Below are 25,705 nucleotides of genomic sequence, written 5' to 3'. Positions count from 1 at the left end.
TTCACTCCCGCCTGCGGACATTTGCTGACATGAAGCCCGAGCTGCTGGTCCTCATCGCGCTGCGCGGCGACGCGCATCGCGAGATCGCCGCGTCGTTCGACGTGCGTTACGCGCCGACTCCCGATGCGCGCGAACGCGCGATCGCCGAGCACGGCAGCACGATCCGAGCGGTGCTGACCAACGGCAGCACGGGGTTGAGCGCCGCCGAGATCGACCGGCTGCCGCGCGTGACGTTCGTCAGCGCGCTCGGCGCGGGCTACGAACACATCGACGTCGTGCATGCGAAGGCGCGCGGCATCACGGTGGTGACGGGCGCCGGCACCAACGACGATTGCGTCGCCGATCACGCGTTCGCGCTGCTGCTGGCGGCGGTGCGCAACGTCGTGCAGCTCGATGCGAAAACCCGCGCGGGCGTGTGGCGCGACGAGCTGTCGATGCCGCCGAACGTGTCGGGCAAGAAGCTCGGCATCGTCGGGCTCGGCAAGATCGGCGAGAAGTGCGCGCGTCGCGCGGCCGGCTTCGACATCGAGATCGGTTATCACAACCGCTCGGAGAAGCCGGTGCCGTACCGCTATTTCGACCGGGTCGACGCACTCGCGCAGTGGGCCGATTTCCTGATCGTCGCGACGCCGGGCGGTGCAGGCACGCGACATCTGATCGATCGCGCGGTGCTCGACGCGCTCGGCCCGGGCGGTTTCCTCGTGAACGTGTCGCGCGGCAGCGTTGTCGATACCGCTGCTTTGGCGGACGCGCTGCGCGAACGGCGCATCGCGGGCGCGGGGCTCGACGTGTATGAAGGCGAACCGGCGCCGCCGCGTGCGCTGACCGATCTCGACAGCGTCGTGCTCACGCCGCACATGGGCGGCTGGTCGCCCGAGGCGCTCGATCGTTCGGTGCGGCAGTTTCTCGACAACGCGGCGCGGCATTTCGCGGGGCAGCCGGTATTGACGCCGGTGTAGGCGGCGATCGGTGTTGCCGGTGCGAAACGCGGTCGCGCCGGTCGCGAGACGGCGTGGTTCGGACCGCGTGCACGCCTTGCAGGCCCTCGTGAACCGAACCCGGCACCGTCATCGATCGAATCAGCTTGCGGGGCGGCCGCCCGCGAGATCCGCGGCCGCCACTTCATCGGTGGACGGTAGCGGCCGAATGGTCACCTCGCCCGAAATGAACCGTTTTCCTTTGAAATCCCTGCCGTGGTAACGCGTGCTGATCGCGTGAAATTCGGCATTGCCGGACGCCAGATGCTCCAGTTCGGTCACGTAGGCGCGCACATCCGCGTCGTCTCCGAGCGGGCCGGCGAGGACGCGGTCGCGCGCGGCGATCAGGTTGCGTTCGTTCTCGGCAACCAGCGTGGCCAGCTTGTTCAGCGCGTCCTGGAGCGTCAGGCCGTCGCGGTACATCAGCAGCCAGACGGAATTGACCGAATCGGCGATATGAATCTCTTTCCGGAATGAATACGGGTCGTTGACCAGCGTGATCGAATCGATGGCGGCCGTTCTCATTTCCGCCAGCGACCGGTCGGCGGCCAGGTGGTCGGTCATGTCCACGTCGATCGCGTATTCCGTCATGATGGCTGCCCATTCCCCGTAATTGTCGATGCGCCGCATCTCCAGATAGGCGTCGAACGTGAGCTCGTCCATCTTCAAGGCCAACGGATCCGTTTGCCTGACGATCAAGGTACGCAGCGATTCCTCCAGCCGTTGCCAGACGCGGGGCTTCGACGCCAACTGTGCCTTGACGGGCAGCAGCCCCTCGTACAGCAACTGCGCGATCGGGGCGCTGTCCGGCGGGCGCACGCCGGCGATCGCGTCGAAGTAATGCTGCCGCAACGTCGCGCGCCTGGGTGCCTGGTCCAGCATGTCGGGGTTGGTGATGGTGTCGTCGATCAGCGTGGTGATGCTCATCATCCGTTCGAGATCGTAGATCCGGTCGTCTCGCGTGTGCGGGTAGCACAGGCCGCCGAATGACGGCATGCTTTGCGCCAGATAATGTTCGACCGCCTTCTGGCTGCCGTAGTACGCGAGGATGTACGGGCTGTCGGTGAGCGCGATTCGGCGTTCCGCCTCGTCGTGGCGCGGATGCCACATGGGCTTCAATTGCAGATGGAAGTCCGGGTGGAAGATTTTTTCCCCCGGTTTCGGCAGGCCGGGGAGATCGCGAACGAAGTTGGGAATCTCTTTCATGGCGGATTCTCGGGCTCGAGGTCGGGGGCCGGAAACGGCGGCCTTCAGCGATCGCGCCTGAGCACGAAGCTGTAGATGGAAACCTGGCGCTTCACGATGGCGACGGCCAGGCTCTCGCACATCACGCGGAGTTCTTCCAGCGCGCCGACCGCACCGCGCGGAAAATGACGCTCGATGTTCTCCTGCACGCTCAGCAGCCAGCGTGTCGCGTCCATCCGGTCCGGCAGGATTCTCATGTCGTGGACGACAAAGCCGCTCTGCTCGAACACCTGGCGCAGGTACGCGGGCGTCTTGCGATACTTGCATGCCAGCCTGTCGACGAGATCGGGCGTATCGGACCGGTAGTCCTGCAGGTCGACGTTATACAGGTTGTCCGAAACGATGACCGTTCCGTTCGCGGACAGCCGTTGCCGCAATTTGGCCATCACGATTTCGAAAAGATCGTAGGGGAAGTGGGAAATCACCCCGCGCATGATCGCAAGGTCGTAGGGTTGCCCGAAATCCGGCAGCAAATCGATATCGAGCGCATTGCACCGGAACAGGTTGATGCGGTCCGACAAGGCTCGCGCGGCATTGACTTCGGCGCAGTATTCGAGCTGGCGTTCGCTGATGTTGATGCCGTCCAGGCGATGACAGTCGGGAAACCGCTCGGACAGATCCCGCAGCACCGTTCCCCAGCCGCAGCCAATATCGAGTATCCGCTCGACGGGCTGGCGGCCGGGCCTATCCAGGCCGGCGAGCTCGAGTTGCCGCTCGAAATACCTGAGGCCGGATTCGTCGAGGCCGATCGGCTCCGGCGATCGGGCCGGGTCATAGATACCGAACTGGAACCAGAGGCGATCGCCGATCACGCTGCTCCAGCTTTCCGGGTCGTCCTGGTAAGCCAGTGCGACCCGCGACTCGTAATCGTTTCGTTCCCGGCCCCGTATCGAAGCGAACGGCTTGGCGGCCCGGCCATTCAATGGCGATCCCGATCCGACGGCGGTGTCCGTGCCGATATTGCTCATAGCCATTCTCCGAGGCGGGGGTACGACGTCATGCACGGGATAGCCGGACTTCCGTGTCCGGCGAGCGCGGTTGCTGCCGAATCACGGTTGCATGATCGAAGCGGGCGACATCCCCTTTCCTCGACCAGGACAGAAAATCAGCGGCACCCGATTCAAAAAAGACGAGCGATTACCGTGGGCCGCGACTCGGCGGCCGCCGGTCGGGCTGGAAACGGCATACAGGCGAAGGGAATCCCCGGGGGCAACCGGTTACGAATTTCCGGATTATTGAATTCCCAATCTAGTCGATCGGGTTTCGATGTCAAGCGACAGAATGCTGTTTCATTTCCCGATTTAAACAATCGCTTGATTCACGAAATGCGGAATGATCATTCCGACGGGGCGGCCTTTTTAAAGAAACAGAAAATCGAGCCGGACGATGGGAAACGATCCGGGATGCGGAGGTACCGGCATCCCGGATCGTGTCGAGGGGGTACCGCGGGCTGCCGCGGCTCAGGAAGCCGCGAGCGGCACCGTCACCGACGTGCCGGCCGGATCGAGCGTCAGCCCCGTGCCCGGCGTCGGCCGCAGCGTCGCCTCATAGTCGCTGGAGAGGACCACGAGCCCCAGCCGGTGGCCGGCTTCCAGCTTGTAGTCGCGCGGCATGAACGTCAGCTTCAGGTCGTACGGCATGCCGGGCAGCACGGGCTGCGACACCCACTCGGACAGCCGGTTGCGCGGGTCGGTCCATGCGCGCGTGACGATCGTCGCCGTGCCGTCCGGCGCGCGGTCGACCAGCAGCGCCGTCACGTTCGCCACGCCCGTGAAGGTCAGCCTGACGCGCGCGGTCGCCGTGCCGGACAGGCGTGCCGCGGCCGTCAGCGGGGCCGTCTCGAAGCGGCTGCGGTTTTCGCCGGTCGCCGTGTTCGCCAGCGTCAGCGCGGGAATGCGCGCATCGTCGGTGAAGCGCGCGAGCGGGCCGCCGGTCGGCTGCCGCAGCAGCGTGCCGGTGGTTGCGCCGTCGCCGCCGGCGAAGTACGTGACCGGCGTGGCGCGACGCGCGGCCCAGTCGGCTTCCTTCAGCAGCGAGCCGTCGGCCTGCGCGATCACCGCGCGCGGATCGTGCTCGACGCCGTTGTCGTAGCCGATCAGGTAGCGCGTGAACCAGCGGTTCACCTCGGCGGTCCACGCGTCGGCCATCGCCGGCACGCGGGTCGGATCGGTGTGCTTCAGTCGATGCAGCCACAGCTGGGTCGGCACGCCCTGGCGCCGCATCGCCAGATACCACGACGTCGACTGGTCGACGCGCACGTTGTCGTCGGTCAGCCCTTGCGCGACGAGCGCCGGCGCGACCGCGAACGCGGTCGGAATGTCGCGCGCGGCCCAGAACGGCGAATAGTCGCCGGTCTTGCGGTCTTCCTGCTGCAGCGCTTCGTCGATCAGGTGCGTGCAGCGCTCCGGATGCGCGTTCGTCAGCAGCGCCTTGATGTACACGTCGACATCCTCGCCCTGATAGCCTTCCGGCGCGCGCACGAGGCCGCCCGAGCGGTAGTAGCCGTACATGTTCGACAGCCCGGCGATCGGCACGATCGCGTCGAGCCCGCGCGTGCGCAGGCTCGCGACCATCTTCGGCAGCGTGCCGTCGTACGACACGCCGTACATGCCGACGTGGCCGGTCGACCAGTTCGCGACGACCGTCTTGCCGTTCGCGTCCTTCGCGGTCGCGTCGCGGCCGAGCCAGCGGATCACCGACGCCATCGCGACCGATTCGTCGCGCGTGAGGATCGTCGGGCAGCCGTCCGAGCCGGCGGTGCCGAGCGAATCCGCATAGACGATCGTGAAGCCGCGCGGCACGAAGTAGCTCTCGATCCACGAGCGGCCGGCGGCCGCCGCCTCGACTTGCTGCAGCATCCGGGTTTGCGGTGCGGCGGCCAGGATGCGCGTGGACGCCGATGCCGCGGCGCCGGCGGTCGCGGCCGGATGCGGGGTGCCGTCGAGTTCGACGTCGACGTCGTGGTTGGGGCTGTCGGCGAGCCCCGCGTAATACGGGCTCGCGAGCACGATGACCGGCGTGCGCGCGCCGTTCGCGGTCTCGGCCGGCCGCACGATGCGCACGTGGATGCGGTCGCGCGTGCCGTCGCCGTCGGAATCGACCGGCGTGTCGACCCACGCGTTCTCCTCGATCGTGCCGCCCGACAGCGACGGCTGCACCTGGCCGTTGCTGATCACCGGCTTGTAGCGTCCGCCGCTCGCCGGATTCGCGTACGGGACGCCGGACGGTGAAAAGCGCGACGCGAGCGATTGCGTATTGGACTGATCGGCCGCGGCGGCGGCCCCCTCCTGTTGGCCCTGTGCGAGCGCTGACACGCCCGCCACGCTACCGCCGTCGTCACCGCCGCACGCGGCGAGCGTCGCGGCCGCCACGAGCGCGGGCAGCCACGCGCGCCGGAATCCGGTTCGATGAATGTTCATTGCAGCGACCTCGTCTCTTGTGATTGTGTGGAACCGGTCGGCTCGCGATACGCCCCCTGCGGCCTGGCCGGGTACTGCATCGGATGAAGCGGAACTGCACCATCAAAAACGGCGGGCGAGACGGAAGGGGATCTCGCCCGATGCCGACGTGCGTCAGGTGGCGCGCATCCGGCTGGCGTCGAGGCGAGCGCATCGCCCCGAGCGGAATGCGTCAGTGCGGCGGTTCGATACGAAAGCAGGAGTGCGAATCAAACAGAAGCATGCCCGAGCTCCCTTCAGGTTTTGGATGAAACGGAACGGCACGATGCGAAGAGGCGGAAATGTTGCGAACGGCGGTGCTGCAACGGCAGGAAAGCGCGACGCGAGCCGGCACGCTGTTGGCCGGGATTGCTTTCCGGAAGCTTGCGCAAAAGTTATCTCAGTGAAATGCGCGTGTCAAACTTTTTTAGCTTAAGTCAAACAAAGTTTCTGTATGCGTGTGGCCGGCGACCTCAACTTCCATGGAATCCGTCCGTAAACAGCAAAAAACAGGCTGAAAACGAGAGAGAGGGCAATGACGATTCCAGTCACGGCGGCGGGCGACCTGTCGCTCGCGCAAATGGCGCAGGCGGTGCTCGACGGGCGCCAGGCATCGGACACGACCGCGTCCGGCGCGTCGCCAGGCGAGCCGATCGGCGTCCGGGCAGTCGATCCGCAGGCGATGCAGGCGGCGCTGGCGAAACAGTTGTCGATGGTGGGCGACCTGACGATGAAGCTGCGCGGCGTCGCCGACGCGCTCGCGACGAGCCTGCAGGACATCGTCGCGAAGCGCCCCGATCTGGCCGACGCGCCATTCGACTTCGTGACCGACGACGGCCGGATCAAGGTCGTATCGAAGACGCTGACCGACAGCGATCGCGCGTGGGTCGAATCGACGCTGAACGCGAACGCCGGCCTCGTGCTCGCGACGCGCGATTTTCACGAGCAGGCGGTCGATATCGCCGCGCAAGGCGTGGCCGTGCGCGGCGACACGTTCGCGGACAGCGAGCGCGCGGCGGCCAGTCAGGGCGCCGATGCGCGCTTTCATTTCATGAGCCTGCTCAACCGGTCGGTCGCGGACAATCCGCCACCCGTGCCGCCGGGCGGGCACTTCACCACGCAGGACGGCACGACGCTGCAGATCGAGCCGTCGGCCGGCACCGCGCGCGGCACGCTCGCGCTGCTGAATACCGCGCGCCAGTTGTCGTCGGGCGCGGCGATCTTCGTCGACTCATCCGGCAAGAAGTCCTACGGGATGCGCGCGGAACTCGTCAACGTCGGCTTCGACGTGCTCGCCGCCTACGCGCCGGACGGCGGCAACAGCGTCGGTTTCCACGAGATCGCGTAACGCCGCGCCAATCGAGCCGCTCGCGGCTACTCGTCGCGCAGCGCGTCGGCCGGCCGCACCCGCGCGGCGCGCCAGCTCGGGTACAGCGTCGCGACGCACGACATCAGGAACGCGGCCGACGCGATCTCGATCACGTCGAGCGCCGACAGCTTCGACGGCAGCGCGCTGAGGAAATAGACGGACGGTGTCAGGAAGCGGATGCCGAGCAACTGCTCGATCGCCGGCAGCACCACCGGGATGCTTACCGCGATCGCGCAGCCGAGCGCGACGCCCGCCAGCGTGCCGGCGAGGCCGATCGTCATCCCCTGGGTCGCGAAGATCTTCATGATCGAGCGGGGCGGCGCGCCGAGCGTGCGCAGGATCGCGATGTCGCCCTGCTTCTGCGTGACCGTCATCACGAGCGACGACACGAGGTTGAACGCGGCGACCGCGACGATCAGCATCAGGATCAGCGACAGCATCCGCTTCTGCAGCCGCTCGGCTTCGAACCACGTGCGGTTCTGCCGCGTCCAGTCGCGGATGTACAGGTTGCCCGACAGCGTGCGCGACAGCGCGAGCGCGATCTCCGGCGCGCGCTGCAGATCGTCGATGCGCAACCGGATGCCGGTCGGCGCGCTCACGTTGGACAGTTGCTGCGCGTCGCGGATGTGGATGTACGCGAGCGCGCTGTCGTACTGGTAGTGGCCCGACTCGAACGTGCCGACCACGTTGAACTGGCGGAACCGCGGCAGCGCGTCGCCGAGGCGCGCGGTGTTGCCGGGCGCGAAGAACGTGATGCGGTCGCCGATCTTCACCTGCAGCGCGTCGGCGAGCGCGGCGCCGAGCACGATGCCCATCTCGCCCGGCACGAGCGCGTCGAGGCGCCCGGTCTTCAGCTTGCGCGCGATTTCGGACACGCGCGGCTCGAGCACCGGATCGATCCCGCGCAGCGCGACGCCCGTCACGTTGCCTGCGTTCGTCAGCAGCGCCTGTGCGTCGACATAGGGTGCGACGGCGCGCACCGAAGCATTCTGTAACGATTCGTGCGCGGTCAGCCGCCAGTCGGGCATCGCGCCGGCCGGCGAAAAGATTTCCACGTGCGCGAGCACCGACAGCATCCGGTCGCGCACCTCGGTGCGAAAGCCGTTCATCACCGACAGCACGACGATCAGCGCGGCCACGCCGAGCGCGATGCCGGCCATCGCGGCGCCGGCGATGAACGACACGAAGCCGTCGCCGGCCGAGCGCCGGCCGCCGCGCGCGTAGCGCAGCCCGATCTGCCATTCGAACGGGAGTTTCAAGCGGTTTCCTTTCATTTCGGTTCGATCCTGCCGAGCCGCGCATTCTAGCGAACGCGGCGCGACCGCGCGCAGAGGTCGGGTATCGGCCGGCGTTGCGCGCCGGCACACCGCTGTTTCCATCGTTTCGGGTCTGATCGATAATGGCGCCCAGCATCCGGTCGATACCAAGTACTCACGGCGCAACCGGGCCGCGCCGTCACAAGACCCATAACGATTCGGGGAAGGTTGCCGCTTGGGCAGCATGTCCTTGACAAGGAAATAACAAAATGGATTTGCTGCGTTTCCTGCTGCTCCTGCCGATTCGCGTGGCGGGCTTCGTCTGTTGGCTGCTCGGCTGCGCGCTGCGGCCGCTGGTCGGCGACGTGTCGTGGACGGCGCCTGCGTGGATGGGCGTCACCGCCGCGGCCGTGCGCCGCCGCCCGTGGCATGCCGGCGGCATCGTGCTGCTCGCGGCCGCGCTCGGTTATGGCGGCTACTGGTTCAAGCATCGCCCGAAGCCGCCCGAGCCCGAAACCGTCGGCTTCACCGTGAAGGCGCCGGCGATCACGACCTACGAGGTCGACGACTCCGACAAGCCGAAGATCACCGTGCATCCGCTCGAGGTGGCGTTCTCGCGATCGGCCGCGCCGATCGAACAGGTCGGCAAGCCGGCCGGCGACGGCATCGAGATGACGCCCGCGCTGAAGGGCGCGTGGGAGTGGGTCGACGACAAGACGTTGCGCTTCACGCCGGCGGCCGACTGGCCGGTCGGCGCGCACGTCGAGGTGCGCTTCGCCGTGCATCGCGTGTTCGCGCCGCAGGTAACGATGCACGACGACCGTTTCGCGTTCGACGTGCCGGCGTTCGCCGCGACGTTCGGCGACAACCAGTTCTACCAGAACCCCGACAATCCGGCGGAGAAGCAGGCGCTGTTGCAGTTGCGTTTCAACTACCCGGTCGATCCGGCCGAGTTCGAGAAGCGCATCGGCCTGGTGCTGGTCGGCCGCGACGGCAAGACCGTGTCGCCGCTGCGTTACACCGTCAACTACGACAAGATGAAGACGAGCGCGTGGGTCTACTCGCAGCCGCTCGAGATTCCGCGCGATCCGCTGACGGCACGGCTCGACGTCGACAAGGGCGTGAAGAGCGCGCGCGGCGGCAACGGCACGCCCGACGTGCTGCACGCATCGGTCGGCGTGCCGGGGCTGTACAGCCTGACGATCGACAACATCGCGCCGACGCTCGTCGACAACGAGCGCTACGAGCCCGAGCAGGTGCTCGTCGCCGAAACCTCCGACGGCGTGCGCGGCGCCGAGCTGGCCGCGCGCGCGAAGGCGTGGGTGCTGCCCAAGCGCAAGCCGGGCGTCGAGCAGGCGGACGACGATCCGCCGTACGAATGGAACGTGGCCGACATCAGCGACGCGGTGTTGAAGCAGTCGAAGCCGCTGCCGCTCGAAGCGGTGCCGACCGAGAACGACTTCGCGACGCTGCAGAGCTTCAAGTACCACGCGACGCCGGGCGAGCGCGTCGTCGTGCGGTTCGAGGGCGACCTGAAATCGGCGGGCGGCTACCGGCTCGGCGCGCCGGTGACGAACGCGTTCACGGTGCCCGATTATCCGAAGCTGCTGCGCTTCATGGCCGACGGCTCGCTGCTGTCGATGAGCGGCAGCAAGCGGCTGTCGGTCGTGTCGCGCAACCTGCCGGGCATGAAGGTCGAGATCGGCCGCGTGCTGCCCGACCAGATCCAGCATCTCGTGAGCTTCAACAACGGCACGTACGCGCGGCCCGAGCTGTCGTATTCGTTCAGCGAGGATCACATCGTCGAGCGCTTCGTGCAGACCCGTGCGTTCCCGGCCGGCGACCCCGGCCGTGCCCATTACGAAGGCATCGACCTCGGCCAGTACCTGAAGGGCGACAAGCGCGGCGTGTTCCTGCTGCATCTGTCGAAGTACGATCCGGCGGCCGAGAAGAAGAAAGCCGACGATGCGAAGGACGGCGATTCGGCGTCCGGCGACGGCGGCCAGGATTCATCCGACAACGCCGATTCGGGCGACAGCGGCGGCAACGGCGACGACAGCGACAACGCACTCGGCGACACTCGCCTGATCGTCGTGACCGATCTCGGGATGCTGGTGAAGAAGGCGCTGGACGGCAGCCAGGACGTGTTCATCCAGTCGATCCGCTCGGGCAAGCCGGTTGCGGGCGCAACCGTGTCGGTGCTCGCGGTGAACGGCCAGGCGCTGTTCACGCAGACGACCGGCGCCGACGGCGTCGTGCATTTCCCCGCGTTCAAGGGGCTCGACCGCGAGAAGCGTCCGCAACTGTACGTCGTGAAGAAGGACACCGATCTGTCGTTCCTGCCGGTGGCCGGCCGCGATCGCCAGCTCGATTTCTCGCGCTTCGACGTCGACGGCGAGCGCAACGCGACAGGGCAGGGGCAACTGTCCGCGTACCTGTTCTCGGATCGCGGCCTGTACCGGCCCGGCGATCCGTTCCATATCGGTCTGATCGTGCGGGCGGCGAGCTGGGCGCGCAGCCCGGCCGGCGTGCCGCTGCAGGCGGAGATCGTCGACCCGCGCGGGATGACCGTCGAGCGCAAGCCCGTGACCGTCGACGCGACGGGCTTCACCGAGCTCGGCTACACGACCGCCGAAACGGCACCGACCGGTACGTGGACCGTCAACCTGTATATCGTCAAGGACGGCCAGCCGGGCGCCGAGCCGATCGGCAGCACGACGGTGCAGGTGAAGGAATTCCTGCCCGACCGGATGAAGGTCGACGCGAAGCTGTCGCAGCAGGTCGTCGAAGGGTGGGTGAAGCCGAAGGGGCTGAAGGGCCTCGTCGATGCGCAGAACCTGTTCGGCACGCCGGCAGAGAAACGCCGCGTCGCGGCGACGCTGACGCTGCGCCCAGTTTGGCCGTCGTTCCGCAGTTGGCAGGGTTATCACTTCTTCGACGCACGCCGCGCGAAGGAGGGCTATACGACCGCGCTGCAGGACGGCACGACCGACGACAAGGGCCATGCCGAGTTCGATCTCGATCTCGACAAGTATGCGGACGCGACCTACCAGCTCTACTTCCAGGCGAAGGCGTATGAAGCGGAAGGCGGGCGCAACGTCGCCGCGAACGCGCAGACGCTCGTGTCGAACAACGACTGGCTCGTCGGCTACAAGTCGGTCGACGATCTCGGCTACGTGAAGCGCGGCAGCCCGCGCACGGTGCGGCTCGTCGCGATCGATCCGGGCGCGAAGGCGATCGACGTGAAGGACCTGCGCGCGCAGCTCGTCGAGCAGCGTTATGTGTCGGTGCTGACCAAGCAGGATTCCGGCGCGTACAAATACGATTCGCGGCTGAAGGAAGTGCCGGTCGACGAGAAGCCGCTGTCGATTCCGGCAGCCGGGCTCGACTACGCGTTGCGCACCGACAAGCCGGGCAGCTATGCGCTCGTGATCCGCCGCGCCGATGGCGCCGCGGTGAACCGGATCGAGTATTCGGTCACGGGCGCCGCGAACGTCACGCGTTCGCTCGATCGTAACGCGGAGCTTCAGGTGAGCCTCGCGAAGCACGATTTCAAGCCGGGCGAGCAGGTGGAAATCGCGATCCGTGCGCCTTACGCGGGCAGCGGCCTGATCACGATCGAGCGCGACAAGGTGTATGCGCACGCGTGGTTCCACGCGGACACGACGAGCTCGATCCAGCACATCACGGTGCCGGCCGGCTTCGAGGGCAACGGCTACATCAACGTGCAAACCATCCGCGATCCTTCGTCGGACGAGATCTTCATGAGCCCGCTGAGCTACGGCGTCGTGCCGTTCTCGGTGAACCTCGACGCGCGCCGCAACGCGGTGAGCGTCGATGCGCCGGCGCTCGTGAAGCCGGGCGATACCGTCAATTTCGTCGTGCATTCGGCGAAGCCGGCGAAGGTCGTCGTGTTCGCGGTCGACGAGGGCATCCTGCAGGTCGCGCGCTACAAGCTCGGCGATCCGCTGAAGTTCTTCTTCCGCAAGCGGATGCTCGAAGTCGGCACGTCGCAGATCCTCGACCTGATCCTGCCGGACTTCGAGAAGCTGATGGCGATGGCCGCGCCCGGCGGCGACGCCGACGATGCGATCGGCCGCCAGCTGAACCCGTTCAAGCGCAAGCGCGACAAGCCGGTCGTCTACTGGTCGGGGATCGTCGACGTGAACGGCGACACGAGCCTGAGCTACACGGTGCCCGACTATTTCAACGGGAAGCTGCGCGTGATGGCCGTGTCGGTGTCGCCGGACCTGGTCGGCACGTTCGAAGGCGCGACGACGGTACGCGGCGATTTCGTGCTGTCGCCGAACGTGCCGACGACGCTCGCGCCCGGCGACGAGGCCGACGTCAGCGTCGGCGTCGCGAACAACCTGACGGGCGTCGGCAACCAGCCGGTGCCGGTCGCGGTCACGCTGAAGACGGGCCCGCAGTTGCAGGTGATCGGGCCGGCGACGCAGAACGTCGCGCTCGCGCCGCAGCACGAAGGCGTCGCGCTGTTCCGCGTGAAGGCGACCGACACGCTCGGCTCGGGCGCGCTGTCGTTCGGCGCGCGCTACGGCGCGAAGGGCGCGCAGCAGCGGGTCGACGTGTCGGTGCGACCGGCCGCCGCGTTCCGCACGCAGCTCGACATCGCGCGGCTCGAGCCGGGCAGGAAGGCGAGCGTGCCGAACCTGCGGTCGATGTACGACGCGTATGCGTCGCGCGACGCGAGCATCTCGACCGCGCCGCTGGTGCTGTCCGAAGGGCTGTCGTCGTATCTCGTCAACTTCGAGCACGCGTGCAGCGAGCAGATGGTGAGCGCGGCCGTACCGCGCATGTTCGCGGCGAAGTGGCTGTCGGTGCGCGCGCTGACGAGCGCGATGCATGCGCCCGAAGCCGGCGCCGATGTGACGAACGCGAGCGCGATCGCGCAGTTCCTCGGCGTGCTGCGCGGCCGGCAGAACGCACAGGGCGGCTTCGGCCTGTGGAGTGCGACGCCCGATGCCGATCCGTTCGTGTCCGCGTATGCGATGCACGTGCTGCTCGATGCGCGCGACCGCGGCGTCGCGGTGCCGAAGGACATGCTCGACGCGGGCAACGCGTACTTGCAGCGGCTTGCCGCGAACGATTCGCTCGGCTCGCTCGACCTGTTGCGGCAGCGCGCGTACGCGGTCTACCTGCTGACGCGCCAGGGCAACGTGACCACCAACAGCCTCGCGGCCGTGCAGAAGCGGCTGCAGGCGGCCTATCCGAACGACTGGAAGAACGATCTCGCGGCGGCGTGGCTCGCCGCGTCGTATCAGTTGCTGAAGCAGGACAAGGAGGCCGCCGCGCTGATCGCGGGCCCGCAGGCGTTGCTCGAACGCAAGCGCGCGTCCGGCGGGGACGATTCGACCGGCTACTACATCGATCCGCTGACGCGCGATGCGAGCGTGCTGTACCTGCTCGCGAAGCACTTCCCGGAGCGCGTGCGCAAGCTGTCGCCGCGCGCGATGGACAACCTCGCCGCGCCGCTCGTCGACAACCGCTACAACACGCTGTCGTCGGCGATGACGATTCTCGCGCTCGACGCGTATGCGGCATCGAACGCGGGCCAGCTCGACCAGCTCGCGATCAATGAAGTGCGCGCGGGCGCCGCGCCGAAGGACGTATCGTCGATCCAGGCGAACCTCGTGCGCTCGGGCACGTGGTCGGCCGGCGCATCGCGGGTCGACTTCGTGAACGGCAGCGCGTTGCCGGCTTGGTGGGTCGCGAGCCAGTCGGGCTACGACCGCGGCACGTCGACGAAGGCGATCAAGAACGGGCTGGAGATCGTGCGCGACTACACGGATACGGACGGCAAGCCGCTCGCCAGGATCACGCTCGGCCAGGAGATCGACGTGCACCTGAAGATTCGCGCGACCGGTTCGGCGAACGTCGGCAACGTCGCGATCGTCGACCTGCTGCCGGGCGGCTTCGATCCGGTGATCGCACCGCCGCCCGTGACCGATACGGAGGACGGCAACGGCGACGGCAGTGCGTCGGCGCCGGTGGCCGATGCGCCGTGGCATTCGCCGATCGGCGTGAAGGGCTCGACGTGGCAGCCGCAGTTCGCCGATATCCGCGAGGATCGCGTGGTGGTCTACGGCACCGCGACGACCGACGTGCGGGAGTTCGTCTACCGGATCAAGGCCAGCAATGCGGGTCGCTTCATTGCGCCGCCGGCCTACGGCGAATCGATGTACGACCGCCGCGTGCAGGCGCAGGCGCCGGGCGGCGCGGCGCTGACGGTGGAGCGCGTGCGATGACGAGGCGGCTGCATCGGCGTGGCAGGCCGCGCAGGTCGCCAGGAGCGGCCGGCCGTGGCTGACGCATCCGTGCTCCGGCGCGCGTTGCACGGCGCCGGCCGCTGGCTGCATCGCTGGCAGAACTGGCTCGTCGGCGCGTTGCTCGTGTTCGGCGCGCTGGCCGCGTGCCGGCTGTGGCCGCATCCGCCGCTGCGCGACTGGAAACCGTCATCGGTCGCGGTGACGGACGCGCGGGGCCGGTTGCTGCGCCTGACGCTCGCGAAGGACGACCGCTACCGACTGTGGGTGCCGCTCGAGCGGATGTCGCCGCAGCTCGTCGAAGCCGTGATGCTGCACGAGGACCGATGGTTCCGGTGGCATCCGGGTTTCAACCCGTACGGTCTGGCGCGCGGCGCATGGATCACCTACGTGCGCGGCGGCAATCCGCAGGGCGGCTCGACGCTGACGATGCAGCTCGCGCGCTCGCTGTGGAAGCTGAACACGCGCACGCCGGCCGGCAAGCTCGAGCAGGTCGCACGCGCGGTGCAGCTCGAACTGTTCTACTCGAAGCGGCAGATTCTCGAAGCGTATCTGAACGACGCGCCGTACGGCCGCAACGTCGAAGGCGCGGGCACCGCGAGCGTCGTCTATTTCGACCGGATGCCGGACGCGCTGACGCTGCCCGAAGCGCTCGCGCTCGCGGTGATTCCGCAGGACCCGGCGCGGCGCGTGCGCGGCGGGCAGGACGCGATCAACCGGGCGCTGGCCGCGTCGCGCAACCGGCTGTATGCGCGCTGGCTGACGACGCATCCGGGCGATGCATCGCTCGAGCCGCTGTTCGCGTTGCCGCTGGCGATGCGGCCGTTGTCCGCGCTGCCGTTCGATGCGCCGCACGCGGTCGACCAGGCGCTCGCCGCGCGCGGCGCATGGCACACGACGTCGGGGGGCGCGGCGGCGGATGGCAACCGCGATGGCGACAGCGATGGCGGCACGCGGCTCGCGACGACCGTCGATCTCGACCTGCAACGCACGCTCGAACGGCAGATTTCACGCTATGTCGCGCGCAACGATACGCGCGGCGTGCGCAATGCGGCGGCCATCCTCGTCGATACGCGCGACATGGGCGTGAAGGCGCTGGTCGGCTCCGCGAACTTCTTCGACCGGACGATCGACGGGCAGGTGAACGGCACGCTTGCGCGGCGCTCGCCGGGCTCGACGCTCAAGCCGTTTATCTATGCGCTCGGCTTCGACCAGGGCGTGCTGCATCCGCAGACCGTGCTGCGCGACGTGCCGACCGCGTTCGGACCGTATGCGCCGGAGAATTTCGACGGTCATTTCCTCGGGCCGATCACGGCGACCGATGCGCTGAACCGCAGCCGCAACGTGCCGGCCGTGTGGGTCGCGTCACAGCTCAAGTCGCCCGACCTGTATCGGTTCCTGCAGGATGCCGGCGTGCGCCGGCTCGCGAGCGCGCGGCACTACGGGCTCGCGCTCGTGCTCGGCGGCGGCGAAGTGACGATGCAGGATCTCGCGGCGCTGTATGCGATGCTCGCGAACCGCGGCGAGTTCCGTCCGCTGCGGCTGCGCGCGGACGAGCCGGCGCTGCCCGGCCGGCGCCTGCTGAGCGCCGAGGCGAGCTACATGACGATGGACATGCTGCGCCAGCACCTGCGTCCCGACGAGACGAGCGGCGCGCAGCCATCGAGCGTGCCCGTGTACTGGAAGACCGGTACGTCGTGGTCGTTTCGCGATGCGTGGACGGCCGGCGTGTTCGGCCCGTACGTGCTGGTCGTGTGGGTCGGCAATTTCGACAATTCGACCAATACCGCGTTCGTCGGTGTCGATGCGGCCGCGCCGCTGTTCTTCCAGGTCGTCGATGCGATGAACGCGGAACGCACGCTCGTCGAGCCGCCGCGCTCGGTGCCGCCGCGGCTGAAGCGCGTGCGCGTTTGCCTCGCGAGCGGCGATCTGCCGAACGAGTGGTGTCCGCAGCAGGGCTGGACGTGGTTCATTCCGGGCACGTCGCCGATTCGGGTGAGCACCGTGCACCGGCCCGTCGTGATCGACGACGCGACGGGGAAGGCCGCGTGCCCGCCGTACGACGGCAAGCGCACGCATACGGAGATCTTCGAGTTCTGGCCGTCGGATTTGCAGCAGGTGTTCGCGCAAGCCGGCATTCCGCGCCGGCGGCCGCCGCAGAATGCGGATTGTCGCGATGCCGGGCAGGTCGAAGGCGATCCGCCGCGCATCACGTCGCCGCTGCGCGGCAGTACGTATGCGATGCGCGTGAAGACCGCCGACGACACGCGCATCGCGTTCAACGCGACCGCCGATGCGAGCGCGCATGCGCTGTACTGGTTCGTCAACGACGCGTACGTCGGCCGCAGTGTGCCCGGCGATGCGCTGTTCTGGCAGCCGCGCACGGCCGGCAGCTATACGGTGCGGGTGGTCGACGATCACGGGCGCAGCGATCAGCGGCCGCTGGGCGTGGGGCTGGAGCAGTAGGCGCGGCCCGCTTGCGCCGGTTCAGACGCTGTAGCCGATCCGCAGGACGCCCCATGGCCGTCCACCGACGACGATCGGCGCGGACACGTCCTTCATCAGCGCGAACTGGCCGTTGCCCATGTCGCGCCGATAGGTTTGCAACAGGAACGGCTTGTCGTGCGACACGGACATGCGCGCCGTCCGGTCCGTGTAGATCCGGCGGTTCCGTGAGTTCGCCGCGTTCCAGGCGGCGTCCGCGCGCTGCGGCAGCGAAAACTTCCGGTTGTGGGTCGGCAGGTAGCACTGCCGGTCGAAACTCGCGCAGTAGACGATCCGTTCGTCGAGATCGAGCACCGGTTCCTGGATGGCCGGCAGCACGCGATCGGTGAACGCCGTGAAGCGCGTCATGAACTGCTGCGGGTCGGTGCCCGGAATCGGTTCGTAGTGCGTGTCGAAGAGCGCGTCGAGCGCGATATCGCCGCGGCCGACCGCGTCCTCGAAGAGCTTGCTGATCGCGGCGGCCGTGCTCCGCGCGGTGTCGATCAGGCGCGTGTCGGGCGATTCGATGCCGGTCGCGGCCGTGAGCTCGATCAGCGTTTCGGAAACGGAGAGCAGGTTGCCGAGCCGGTCCTTGGCCTGCGAGAAATTGTCGGCCGAGTTCTCGACGCCGGACGCCATCTCGCCCACCTGCTCGTCGAGACGGTGGCACTGTGCCTCGATCTCATCCGTCAGCGATGCGATCTGTTCGGCCTCGCCCGCGAGCTCGGTGATCGCGTGCCCGGTTGCGTGCACGACCTCGCCGATCGTGCGGGTGCCCTCGCGCACGCGGTGCGCGCGGGCGGCGTTGTCGGTGCCTTCCGCGAGCAGGTGCTCGGTCTGCTCGGCGAGCCGCGCGAGCGTCGTCTCGATCTGGGCCGTGGCCTGCCCGGTCTTCGCGGACAGGTTCTTGACCTCGGCCGCGACGACCGCGAAGCTGCGGCCGGATTCGCCGGCGCGCGCGGCCTCGATCGCGGCGTTCAGCGCGAGCAGGTGAGTCTGTCGGGCGATCACCGAGATCTCCTCGGAGACGGCTCGCACGTGATCGAGTGCGTCGCGCAGCGCGCCCATCTGGTCGCTGATCGTGGTGACGCCCTCGACGAGGCCGTGAATGTCGGCGAGCGACGCCTCGATCGTCTGCTGCGACTGCCGGACCGCGTTCGATGCGTTGGCGCTGACGTCGCGCACCTGCTGCGCGGCCTCGGCGATCCGGTGATTGCCGCGCAGCGTGAGGGCGGCCGATTCGCGCAGCGTGTGGCAGACCTCCGCCTGCCGGGCGACGCGGGCCGCGACTTCCTCGACGTGGCCCGATACGTCGCAGATCTCGATGCCGAGCCGGCCTGCCTGCTCGGCGATGTCGCCGACGAGCGCGCGCGACGAACGGCGGCCGCGGCCGATTCCGAAGAAGTTCACGTTGGTGGGTCTCCTTGAGGACACGCGCGCGGGGTTCCCGGCGGATGTTGGGTATGCGTTCCTGACTTGACGGCCGTACGACCGCGGACTTGAGGTCGGGTAAACATCGAGATCGGCGTGCCGGATGGCGGGACCGGCGCCGGGAGGGGCGCGTTTGCGCCACGTTCGCGCGACGTTTCCGTGGCCGGACGGACGGCGCGTGGTGGCCGCCCGTCCTCGGGGGCTGTATCAGAACACGTGGTGGATGCCGGCGTTGACGCCGACCGTCGTGCCCGGCAACCCGTACAACGCGCCGCCCGTGATGCCGAGGCCCGTGTTCATCGCGCCGTGGTTGTTGACGACGCCGACCTGCGCATACAGGCCCGTGCGCTTCGACAGGCTGTAGTCGGCGCCGATCGCGGCAAGCAGCGAATGATTGTGCGAATCGTTGCGGTCGGTCGTGTACCACGCGCCGGTGTTCAGGTCGAGCGCCGGCGTGACGCGATAGTCGAGGCCGGCGCTGTACACGTTGTTGCTGAACGAGCCGGCGACCTTGTAGCTCGTGAACGACGCCTTGCCGGTCACCGGCCCGAACGTGTAGGCGGCGCCGATCGTGCGGCCGACGAACGCGACCGTGCTCGGCACCGGCGTCGGGGACGTGCCGCCGTTGCCGTCGTAGAGCGCCGCGTTGAGCATGAAGCCGCCGTTCGTATAGGTAAGGCTGCCGGAATACTGGCGTCCCGCCTGGAAGTCGCCGGCCTTGCCGCCGAAGCCGAACATCGCGCTGGCCGTCAGCCCGGCGATCGTCGGGCTCGTGTACGAAATCGCGTTCGGGTTGAAGAGGCCCGTGACGAGTACGTTGTCGACGTACGGCACCAGCGCGGCGCCGAAGTGCGAGACGTTGCGCGGATCCGATCCGAGTATCGCGAGCACGAATGGCGAGAACTGCAGGCCGACCTTCGTTTCGCCGAAGCCGCCGTCGATCCCGACCCACGCCTGGCGGCCGAAGAAGTTGCCGTTCGAATGGCCGAACGCGCCGTCCGTGATGTTGAAGCCGCTCTCCAGCTTGAATTTCGCGTGCAGCCCGCCGCCGAGATCCTCGGTACCCGTGATGCCGAAGTTGGTCGGCGTCATGCCCGTGTCGGTCAGCGCGAACTGGCGCCCGGCGTTGCCGCCGGTTGCCGAATCGAGCGATCGGCTCGTATAGAGCAACGCGGCGTCGAGGTCGCCGTACAGCGTGACGCTGCTCTGCGCGAAACTGCTCGTGCTGGCGGCCGCGCCGAACAGCGCCGTGCAAATCATCCATGTCCTGCTCTTCATCGTCTGTCTCCGTTTTGTGAGTGTTGTAATACGTACGACTAATTGAAAAGGCGGCGAAAGCGATGCGAGCCGCCTGCATGCCGTGCCGTCGGGGAACGCACGGCGATGCCTGTCGCCGGCGCGAAGGCGGCCGCGAGCCCGGCGTGGGAAACGGGATCGCGGCCGTGCCGCGGCGCCGCGTTGAAGCGATACGCCCGCCGTGGCGGGCGATGTCACATCGAGCGGTTCAACTGCTCGAGGATGGCCGGATTCTCGAGCGTGGACGTATCCTGCGTGATCGCCTCGCCCTTCGCGAGCGAGCGCAAGAGGCGCCGCATGATCTTGCCCGAGCGCGTCTTCGGCAGGTTGTCGCCGAAGCGGATGTCCTTCGGCTTCGCGATCGGCCCGATCTGCTTGCCGACCCAGTCGCGCAGCACCTTCGCGAGCGCCGCCGCTTCGTCGCCTTCCGGGCGCGAACGCTTCAGCACCACGAATGCCACGACCGCCTCGCCCGTCGTGTCGTCCGGGCGGCCGACCACCGCCGCCTCGGCCACGAGTTCATGCGACACCAGCGCCGATTCGATCTCCATCGTGCCCAGCCGGTGGCCCGACACGTTGAGCACGTCGTCGATCCGGCCCATGATCGTGAAGTAGCCGGTCTCCTTGTCGCGCACGGTGCCGTCGCCAGCCAGATAGAGCGTGCCGCCGAGTTCTTCCGGGTAATAACTCTTCTTGAAGCGCTCCGGATCGCCCCAGATCGTGCGGATCATCGCGGGCCACGGACGCTTGACGACGAGAATGCCGCCTTGCCCGTTCGGCACGTCCTGGCCCGTCTCGTCGACCACCGCGGCCATGATGCCCGGCAGCGGCAGCGTGCACGAACCCGGCACGGTCGGCGTCGCGCCCGGCAGCGGCGTGATCATGTGGCCGCCGGTTTCGGTCTGCCACCACGTATCGACGATCGGGCAGCGCTCGTGGCCGACGTGCTTGTGATACCACATCCACGCTTCCGGATTGATCGGCTCGCCGACCGTGCCGATGATGCGCAGGCTCGACAGGTCATAGCTCTTCGGATGGACCTTGTCGTCGGCTTCGGCTGCCTTGATCAGCGAACGGATCGCGGTCGGCGCGGTGTAGAACACGGTGACCTTGTGATCGCCGATCATCTTCCAGAAACGGCCGGCGTCCGGATAAGTCGGCACGCCCTCGAACACGACCTGCGTGCCGCCGCACGCGAGCGGACCGTACGTGATGTACGTGTGGCCCGTGACCCAGCCGATGTCGGCCGTGCACCAGAACACGTCGTCCGGTTTCCAGTCGAAGGTCCACTTCATCGTCTGCGCGGCCCACAGCAGGTAGCCGCCCGTGCTGTGCTGCACGCCCTTCGGCTTGCCGGTCGAGCCCGACGTATACAGGATGAACAGCGGATGCTCGGCGCCGACCCAGGTCGGCTCGCAGCGGTCGGATTCGCCGTCGGTCAGCTCGTGCATCCACAGGTCGCGGCCCGCATGCCAGTCGATCTTGCCGCCGGTGCGGCGATAGACGATCACGCTCTTGACCGCTTCGCAGCCGCCCAGCGCGATCGCCTCGTCGGCGATGCTCTTGAGCGGCAGCGTCTTGCCGCCGCGCGCCTGTTCGTCGGCGGTGATGAGTGCCACGGCGCCGACGTCGACGAGCCGCTCGTTGAGCGATTTCGCGGAGAAGCCGCCGAACACGACCGAGTGCGTCGCGCCGATGCGCGCGCAGGCCTGCATCGCGACGATGCCTTCGATCGACATCGGGATATAGATGACGACGCGATCGCCCTTGCCGATCCCGCGTTTCTTCAGCGCATTCGCGAAGCGCGACACGCGTGCGAGGAGATCCGCATAGGTGACGCGGGTGACGGTGCCGTCGTCGGCCTCGAAGATCACCGCGACGCGCTCGCCGTGGCCCGCTTCGACGTGACGGTCGAGACAGTTGTACGACGCGTTGAGCTCGCCGTCGTCGAACCATGTGTAGAACGGCGCGTTACGCTCGTCGAGCACCTTGGTGAACGGCTTGTGCCACGTGAGGCCCTCGCGCGCGAGCCGCGCCCAGAAGCCTTCGTAATCCTGCTCGGCCTCGGCGACGAGCGCGCGATAGGCCGGCATGCCGGAAATGGTCGCCGTCTTCTCGAGCGCCGCGGGCGGCGCGAACTGACGGGTTTCGTGAAGAACCGATTCGATCTTGGACAAGCGTGTCTCCATGCGTTCGTGTGATTCCTGCTGCGCTCGTGAAAACGCAACATGCATGCCAGTTGCGCGACCGGGGCGCGACTGCGGCGAAAACCGCGGCAGTCGGGCGGGTGGCGCCCGATCCGATCGGCCCTGCGGTGTTGCGAATGACGGCGCGAGGCGGCGCGGCGTTCAGAAATGCAGCAGGTCGTGTTGCAGTCCTGAGCAGTGGATGGGCGAGCCGGCAGGCGGTCGCCCCGGCATGGCCGTGTCAGGCGAGCAGTGAACGCAGCGCCGGCGCGTGCCGGAATTGCCGGATGCGTTCGAGCGCCGCTACCTCGAGCTGGCGGACGCGCTCCGCCGACAGGTTCAGTTGCCGGCCGATCTCGCGCAGCGAATACTCGTTGTCGACATCGATGCCGTACCTCAGGCGGAGAATCCACGCTTCGCGTGCGGGGAGGCGGTCGATCAGCGCGGCGACCGCCGTGCGCAACTGACCGGCGCTCGCCGCTTCTTCGGGTGTCGGCGCGTCGGGGTCGATCGTGACGTCGCACAGCGTCAGGTCGTGATCGGGCGAAACCGGCAAATCGGCGGAGATCGGCTCGCGCACGATGCTCATCAGCTCGCGCACCTTGTCGACCGGCAGCCGCATCTGCGTGGAGAGCACCCGCGCGTCGGCGACGTCGCCGGTCCGTTGCCGGTGGATTCGCGCGAGCCGCGACAGCTTGTTGAGCGTATCGACCGTATGCGCGGGTACGCGTATCGTGCGCCCCAGATCGGCGAGCGCATGCGTGATCGCCTGCCGGATCCACCATGTCGCATACGTCGAGAATTTGAAGCCGCGCCGGTGGTCGTAGCGATCGACGGCCTTCATCAGGCCGATATTGCCCTCCTGGATCAGATCGGGGAACGGCAGGCCGCGATCGGCATAGCGCTTGGCCACCGACACGACGAGCCGTAGATTGCTCTGGAACAGCTTCGTTCTCGCGGGTTGCATCGCGCGCTCGACACGCGAGAGCCGCGCATCGAGCGCAATCGCGATGTCGAGCGGCAGCGGAGACTCGGCGGCCAGGCGAGCGAGCGCGGTGCGCGCGTCGATCAACGCCGGCGCGTGGCGGGCGAGGGCGGTCGCGCAATCGGGGTGCGCGGCGCTGTATGCGTGTAGCCACGCGCGTACGTCGTCGCACCGCGTGAATAGATCGTGGCGCGCGGATTCGACGCGTATGCCCGCGGCGGCCAGCGTGTCGACGAGCCGTTTTTCGAACGTGCGCGCTTGCGTCGCGCGCTCGCGGTTCGTCTGTCCGATGCGTTCGATCGCGCGCGAGGTGAAGCGGATGCTGCCGGTTAACGCGCCAGCGTCGCGCAGCAGCGCGCGGTAAGTCGCCGACTCGAAACCGTCCGCTCGCAATGCGTGCTGCATCGCCGATGCCAACACACCGGCACGCTCGAGCGCCCCGACGACCGTATCGCGCCACGCCGGGCTGTCGAGGGAAAGACCGGCGTCGTCGTCGGGCGCGGGCGGTGCCATGATCGGCTCGTCGGACGACATCGTCGCCGCATTCGCGGGCGGCTCGGCTTCACCGGCGAACCCCGTCACGTAAGCCGATGCCGCCACCTTGCCGGCGCGGACGTCGTCCGCGATCGCCGCGACGACGGCGAGTGCCGCCGGATCGCGGCTCAATGCGTCGACGCATGCGGCGCGGCCGCTTTCCAGACGAAGCGCGAGCGCGATTTCCTCGTCGCGTTCGAGCAACGGCGTCGCGCTCATTTCCCGCAGATAGAGCCGGACCGGGTCGTTGGTCTGGCCCGCGAGCAGGTCGTCGGCCGCGAGCGGCGTCGACGCGTCGGCCAGCGTCGACGCGACTTCCGTCACCTGCGAAAAATGGCCGTCGAGCGTCCACGCGGTGCGCGCGCCGGCATGCTCGCGTACGTCGATGCCGAACTCGCGCAGCATCGACGCTGCTGCGTCGAAATCCGCGCCGTCGGCCGCATCGTCGGGTAGCGCGTCGGCGATTTCACCGTGCGTCACGTAGCCGCGATCGATGCCCAGCGCGATCAGCGCATGCAGATGCGCGGCGCGATCGGGGGCCGCGCCGCGCCGCGACACGCCGTCGCGCTCGCGCGCGGGCCCGGCGTCAGGCGAGCTTTGCATAGACGTTGCACCAGCCTTCGGCGGCAACCGTCTTGCCCGCGAACATCGGGCACGTACCGAAGGATTCGCCCGCGGCAGCCTTGTAGAAGCGGCAGTTCGAACACGTCTGGCCAGCCTGATACTTCGGGAACTTGCCTGCGTCGACGGCGGCCGCCTTGGCGCGGTAGCCGAGCGTCTTCGCCGTCGCATCGTTTTCGTCGACGGGCGGGGCGGCCGCGAATGCACGGGGGCCGGCCGCGAGCGCGGCGCACAGGCCGGCGGCCTGAACGAAGAAGGTTCTGCGGTGACGGGAGATCATGATGGGGTCCTGAATGAAATGAAAAGAAAAAGTCCGGTTCGCGCGCCGGGCAAACTGCCCGGCGCGGCGGTCGATCGAAACGAAGGTGGGCGGGCGGATTACTTGCGCGGTCCGGCGATGAGCGGCGCCTTCGATGCGTTGGCGATCTCGGCGGTCAGCTTGCTCTTCGACGCGTCGTAGCCGTTCGAGTAAAGCAGGAACGCCATCAGGTCCTCGTACTCCTGTGCGGTCATCTTGCCGGGGCGATCGGCGGGCATGTTGCTCGACATGTACAGGAAGATGCCGCCGACCGTGATATGCGACTTGCCCTCGGGCGCGAACGATTCTCCGCTCAGCGCGGGCGCGGTATTGCCCTCGAGCTGATCGCCGTGGCATTTCGCGCACGCATCGCCGTAGAGCTTCTTGCCGTGCTGCACCTGCGCCTGATCGAACGACGGGACGCCGCCGCCTTCGCTCGTCGACACCTTGATGAAGCCGCTCCTTGCCGGCCGCTGTGCGGACGCGAGCGCGCCGTCGAGAAACCGGCCGGGCACGCGCGTGGCGGCTTGCGCGATGCCGTCGGGCAGCGTCCAGCCGCGCGTGAGCGACGCGAGACGACCGTTGCCGCTCATCTGCGACAGCGTGGCGTCGATGCGCTTTTGCAGCGCGTCCTTGCCCGGCCCGAACGCGAACGACAGTTGCCAGTCGGAGTACGGCGACGACGTCGCCGCGACCTGGAACCGTTGTTTCGGATGGGCTCGCTCGTACGCGACGACGCTCGGATACCAGACGATCGCGCGTTGCGCACGGCCCGCGGCGAGCGCGCCGATCGTTTTCTCGCTCGTGTTCTCGAGGTCGAAGCGGGCGTTCGTCTGCTGCGCGGCGATCAGTTGCGACGGGCTGCCGTACGTGGCCGCGATCGTTTCCTTGGCGCCGGTCGGCGCTGGCGCGTCGCGCAGCGACACGCTGACGTAGCCGGAGCGCAGATAGCCCTGCGAGAACGTCATCCTGGATCCCGACGCATCGGCGATCGCCGAACGCGGGAAGCCGGCGATCACGTCGCAGTCGCGTTCGAGCGATTTCGTCAGCTCGCTGGCGGAGATGCCGTCGTCGTCGCCGTTGTCGTCCACGCCGTGTTTGTTGAAGGTCGCGGCGATGCCCGCGGCGCGGAACACTTCGCGCGCAACGGAGCGGTCGAGCGCGGTGGTCGGGCTGCCGGGCAGCGTGCAGACGCGCACGCCGGCCGACGCGGCTGCCGGTGTCAGCGCCACGCCCACGGCGAGCAGACTGGCGACGGTAACGGAAGTGAGGCGAGTATTCATGATCGTATGTCCGGTTGAA

General features: G+C 67.9%; 14 protein-coding genes. 4 read left to right on the top strand and 10 right to left on the bottom strand.

Features of this window, described 5'->3' with window-relative positions:
• Window positions 1-29: 29 nt before the first annotated feature.
• Entirely contained in the window at window positions 30-959 is a 930-nt protein-coding gene (locus tag QZM15_RS12585) for a 2-hydroxyacid dehydrogenase (protein WP_124658480.1), read from the top strand.
• A 120-nt stretch (window positions 960-1,079) separates the two neighbouring features.
• Here the strand turns inward: QZM15_RS12585 and QZM15_RS12580 are convergent, their stop codons facing one another.
• The 3 genes from QZM15_RS12580 to QZM15_RS12570 form a co-directional block, all read right to left on the bottom strand.
• The gene (locus QZM15_RS12580) at window positions 1,080-2,183 is read right to left on the bottom strand and encodes a methyltransferase type 12 (protein WP_302106491.1); all 1,104 of its coding nucleotides are present in this window, start codon (window positions 2,181-2,183) and stop codon (window positions 1,080-1,082) included.
• Window positions 2,184-2,227: 44 nt separating this feature from the next.
• A complete protein-coding gene (locus QZM15_RS12575) occupies window positions 2,228-3,190 on the bottom strand; it encodes a cyclopropane-fatty-acyl-phospholipid synthase family protein (RefSeq protein WP_302106490.1) in 963 nt (320 codons plus the stop codon).
• Window positions 3,191-3,682: 492 nt separating this feature from the next.
• Window positions 3,683-5,641, bottom strand: a complete 1,959-nt coding sequence (locus QZM15_RS12570; RefSeq protein ID WP_059575360.1) for a Xaa-Pro dipeptidyl-peptidase — start codon at window positions 5,639-5,641, stop codon at window positions 3,683-3,685.
• Window positions 5,642-6,194: 553 nt separating this feature from the next.
• On the opposite strand from QZM15_RS12570, the gene QZM15_RS12565 reads away from it, so the two are divergent.
• Entirely contained in the window at window positions 6,195-7,007 is an 813-nt protein-coding gene (locus QZM15_RS12565) for a hypothetical protein (protein ID WP_302106489.1), read from the top strand.
• A gap of 26 nt (window positions 7,008-7,033) precedes the next feature.
• Here the strand turns inward: QZM15_RS12565 and QZM15_RS12560 are convergent, their stop codons facing one another.
• Window positions 7,034-8,302: a lipoprotein-releasing ABC transporter permease subunit gene (locus tag QZM15_RS12560; RefSeq protein ID WP_081066565.1), complete on the bottom strand. Its 1,269-nt coding sequence runs from the start codon at window positions 8,300-8,302 to the stop codon at window positions 7,034-7,036.
• 251 nt (window positions 8,303-8,553) lie between these two features.
• Between QZM15_RS12560 and QZM15_RS12555 the strand changes: the two genes are divergently transcribed.
• Together QZM15_RS12555 and pbpC are read left to right on the top strand one after the other, a co-directional pair.
• Window positions 8,554-14,550, top strand: coding sequence for an MG2 domain-containing protein (locus QZM15_RS12555; protein ID WP_302106488.1), 5,997 nt, complete (start codon window positions 8,554-8,556; stop codon window positions 14,548-14,550).
• Between the two features lie 54 nt (window positions 14,551-14,604).
• Window positions 14,605-17,034, top strand: a complete 2,430-nt coding sequence (pbpC, locus tag QZM15_RS12550; RefSeq protein WP_275905699.1) for a penicillin-binding protein 1C — start codon at window positions 14,605-14,607, stop codon at window positions 17,032-17,034.
• Window positions 17,035-17,055: 21 nt separating this feature from the next.
• On the opposite strand, the gene QZM15_RS12545 is transcribed toward pbpC, so the two are convergent.
• The 6 genes from QZM15_RS12545 to QZM15_RS12520 form a co-directional block, all read right to left on the bottom strand.
• The gene (locus QZM15_RS12545; RefSeq protein WP_059575353.1) at window positions 17,056-18,462 is read right to left on the bottom strand and encodes a methyl-accepting chemotaxis protein; all 1,407 of its coding nucleotides are present in this window, start codon (window positions 18,460-18,462) and stop codon (window positions 17,056-17,058) included.
• 228 nt (window positions 18,463-18,690) lie between these two features.
• A complete protein-coding gene (locus QZM15_RS12540; RefSeq protein WP_302106487.1) occupies window positions 18,691-19,761 on the bottom strand; it encodes a porin in 1,071 nt (356 codons plus the stop codon).
• Window positions 19,762-19,973: 212 nt separating this feature from the next.
• Window positions 19,974-21,956, bottom strand: a complete 1,983-nt coding sequence (gene acs, locus QZM15_RS12535; protein ID WP_302106486.1) for an acetate--CoA ligase — start codon at window positions 21,954-21,956, stop codon at window positions 19,974-19,976.
• A 250-nt stretch (window positions 21,957-22,206) separates the two neighbouring features.
• Window positions 22,207-24,087, bottom strand: coding sequence for a sigma-70 family RNA polymerase sigma factor (locus QZM15_RS12530; protein ID WP_302106485.1), 1,881 nt, complete (start codon window positions 24,085-24,087; stop codon window positions 22,207-22,209).
• Window positions 24,071-24,385, bottom strand: a complete 315-nt coding sequence (locus QZM15_RS12525) for a high-potential iron-sulfur protein (RefSeq protein WP_059583268.1) — start codon at window positions 24,383-24,385, stop codon at window positions 24,071-24,073. The genes QZM15_RS12530 and QZM15_RS12525 overlap by 17 nt, the downstream gene beginning before the upstream one ends.
• A 98-nt stretch (window positions 24,386-24,483) precedes the next feature.
• Window positions 24,484-25,686: a c-type cytochrome gene (locus tag QZM15_RS12520; protein WP_099317791.1), complete on the bottom strand. Its 1,203-nt coding sequence runs from the start codon at window positions 25,684-25,686 to the stop codon at window positions 24,484-24,486.
• Window positions 25,687-25,705: the final 19 nt, after the last annotated feature.

This window comes from Burkholderia sp. AU44665, from assembly GCF_030504405.1.
In the GTDB taxonomy this organism is placed as follows: Bacteria; Pseudomonadota; Gammaproteobacteria; order Burkholderiales; family Burkholderiaceae; genus Burkholderia; species Burkholderia semiarida.
Note: the sequence above shows the minus strand (reverse complement) of the source record. Positions and strands in the feature narration are given on the sequence as shown.

Excerpts from the sequence above, each read along its gene's own strand:
- QZM15_RS12585 (WP_124658480.1), top strand. The coding sequence starts at position 30 with ATGAAGCCCGAGCTGCTGGTCCTCATCGCGCTGCGCGGCGACGCGCAT.
- QZM15_RS12580 (WP_302106491.1), bottom strand. The coding sequence starts at position 2,183 with ATGAAAGAGATTCCCAACTTCGTTCGCGATCTCCCCGGCCTGCCGAAA.
- QZM15_RS12575 (WP_302106490.1), bottom strand. The coding sequence starts at position 3,190 with ATGAGCAATATCGGCACGGACACCGCCGTCGGATCGGGATCGCCATTG.
- QZM15_RS12570 (WP_059575360.1), bottom strand. The coding sequence starts at position 5,641 with ATGAACATTCATCGAACCGGATTCCGGCGCGCGTGGCTGCCCGCGCTC.
- QZM15_RS12565 (WP_302106489.1), top strand. The coding sequence starts at position 6,195 with ATGACGATTCCAGTCACGGCGGCGGGCGACCTGTCGCTCGCGCAAATG.
- QZM15_RS12560 (WP_081066565.1), bottom strand. The coding sequence starts at position 8,302 with ATGAAAGGAAACCGCTTGAAACTCCCGTTCGAATGGCAGATCGGGCTG.
- QZM15_RS12555 (WP_302106488.1), top strand. The coding sequence starts at position 8,554 with ATGGATTTGCTGCGTTTCCTGCTGCTCCTGCCGATTCGCGTGGCGGGC.
- QZM15_RS12540 (WP_302106487.1), bottom strand. The coding sequence starts at position 19,761 with ATGAAGAGCAGGACATGGATGATTTGCACGGCGCTGTTCGGCGCGGCC.
- QZM15_RS12530 (WP_302106485.1), bottom strand. The coding sequence starts at position 24,087 with ATGCAAAGCTCGCCTGACGCCGGGCCCGCGCGCGAGCGCGACGGCGTG.
- QZM15_RS12525 (WP_059583268.1), bottom strand. The coding sequence starts at position 24,385 with ATGATCTCCCGTCACCGCAGAACCTTCTTCGTTCAGGCCGCCGGCCTG.
- QZM15_RS12520 (WP_099317791.1), bottom strand. The coding sequence starts at position 25,686 with ATGAATACTCGCCTCACTTCCGTTACCGTCGCCAGTCTGCTCGCCGTG.